Below are 1,599 nucleotides of genomic sequence, written 5' to 3'. Positions count from 1 at the left end.
TGGAAGAATAATGCGGGCCTAGAACATTCTCGCTTGTACTTCTCATGAAACAAACAAACAAGAACAAGCACAGGAGGCACGTCGTGCATGTGTCTACCTCTGGAAGTTGTAGCCAATACTTCGCGCACTCATGCTGCGCTAGCGGCCTAAAACAAAGTGTCATCGTTTTCGTTTCATTTGTGGCTTTGACCGAACCAAGCTGCAACATCGGGCATTTGCTATTTGGTCATGACAGCAAGGCTCAGATTTCCAGAGAGACCTCCAGTAAGGCAAGAGGAAAAGTCAGATATCTTCAGGTTTGAGGGCGCATCATGACAACGTTCCTGGAGCAAGATGACAAACAACAAAAGAACACAGGACCTGGCAGGTTTGTGCCAAGGCACCAGCAGCAGCGCAAACCAAGAGAAGAAGCATCGCACGGTTTTGAGTTTTGGACTTTTGGATTTTGGTTTGTGGAATCAAAAGCTTCCTCTTTGGACATCCTGAACGTCCCTCGTGCACGCGAGCACCAGCTGATTTCACTGCAAATTTCACCCTTTTCTTTCTTTGCTAACGAATCAATCCACGCCAAATCTGTTGGGGATAGTCAGCAACTGGTTCAACGATCAAGATACCAGTGATGTCAAAGTTCATCTCCAGAATTCCCAAGTCCTATTTTGCCACAGAATCATTCTCCGGTCATGGAGCCCAGTGTGGGCTGCTGCCTTGCAAGAGGACTGTTCCCTCGAGTTGCGTGCTCATGAGCCATCCATCGTGGAGGCATGTTTGAAGTATTGCTACGGATTCAACATCGAACTGAATGATGACATCGTGACCCGTATACACATGTTCGCGTACCAGTATAATCTCGAGGCGCTTCAATCTGCCTGTGAGAAAGTGATGACCGAAGGAGTCTCTGTCGCAAATGCTGTGACATTGTACGAATACTTCGGCAAACATGATTTTCCATCGATGCCACGCGCGGGATGCTGTGAAAGCTTTTGTGTGCAGTGAATTCGTTGCTGTAGCGGAATCTGCTGAATTTCTTCGCTTACCAGAGGATATTTTCTGCCAGATCCTCGAAAACTGGCCCATCGTTGCCAACGAAGACAACATATTGGGTGCGTGCTGCCGCTGGTCGGTGACTCCCCCGATCCACACGAGAGAGCGAGTGTTAAAATGTGTTCGTTTCCCAATGCTCTCAGCCCAAAAGTTGATCGAGTTCAAATTCCACCGCTTGTTTCAACCCGATCTGGAGGCTCGACACTACTTCGCCCTACAGTGGGAATCCACTACGCGGGTTTCAGGCTCGATGCAAACCTCGCTGCGAGCCAAACTCAGAAACAACAACAACAACAACAACAACAACAACAACAACAACAACAACAACAACAACAACAACAACAACAACAACCATGACGACCAATTGATTTCACGGCATCATTTGGAGATTTTCTCCCGGATTCTCGATGCAGACATGACGAAAACTCTCGCTTTTATGCTTGGTGGTACGAGAGTTGCTCGGTTGCTCGTCGACAGCAGCTCAGGCACCGACCCTAGCGTGTTTGATGACGCGGTCAAAGGACAATCCCACGTTGTTTGCATTATCAAAAGCGGGAC

The 1,599-nt window shown here is 48.2% G+C and carries 2 protein-coding genes; both read left to right on the top strand.

Translation table 11 applies throughout. From position 1 onward, the window contains the following. Positions 1–311 precede the first annotated feature (311 nt). Complete coding sequence (locus tag PLC66_RS22660; RefSeq protein ID WP_324544436.1) at positions 312–620, top strand: hypothetical protein; 309 nt, start codon at positions 312–314, stop codon at positions 618–620. Between the two features lie 350 nt (positions 621–970). Beyond that, positions 971–1,599, top strand: a 629-nt coding sequence (locus tag PLC66_RS22655; protein WP_324544435.1) for a BACK domain-containing protein, incomplete at its 3' end; no start/stop codon positions are given.

Source organism: Thauera sp., from assembly GCF_035444905.1.
In the GTDB taxonomy this organism is placed as follows: Bacteria; Pseudomonadota; Gammaproteobacteria; order Burkholderiales; family Rhodocyclaceae; genus Thauera.
This window is presented reverse-complemented; position numbering and strand designations above follow the sequence as displayed.

What these genes read in the sequence shown, in the direction of transcription:
- PLC66_RS22660 (WP_324544436.1), top strand. Translation starts at nt 312, where the DNA reads ATGACAACGTTCCTGGAGCAAGATGACAAACAACAAAAGAACACAGGA.